The organism is Roseateles rivi (assembly GCF_043555845.1).
GTDB lineage: Bacteria > Pseudomonadota > Gammaproteobacteria > Burkholderiales > Burkholderiaceae_C > Roseateles > Roseateles rivi.
In genome coordinates this window covers 1-255 of sequence record NZ_JBIGHZ010000032.1, presented here as the reverse complement: position 1 = coordinate 255, position 255 = coordinate 1, and the positions used below count along the sequence as shown (strand labels likewise).

General features: G+C 65.1%; 1 protein-coding gene. It reads left to right on the top strand.

From position 1 onward, the window contains the following. On the top strand, nucleotides 1-255 hold a 255-nt coding region (locus tag ACG0Z6_RS16725), incomplete at both ends, for a contractile injection system protein, VgrG/Pvc8 family (RefSeq protein ID WP_394463474.1).

Sequence of the window (255 nt, the reverse complement as noted above, 5' to 3'; positions counted from 1 at the left end):
TCACCCACCGCTACCCCAAGCGGGAGTTCCAGGTGCAGTACGGCGAGACGGACCTGGTCTTCATCGAGCGGCTCATGCAGGAGTGGGGCCTCTACTACTACTTCGAACACCAGGGCGGGGCGCACCGTCTGGTGGTGGTGGACGACCCCAGCGCGCATGCCAAGAACCCCAGCGAGGCCTACCAGGACGTGGCCTACCACGCGGGGCAGCCCAAGATTGACGAAGAGCACTGCAGCGAGTTCACGCGGCACGAAG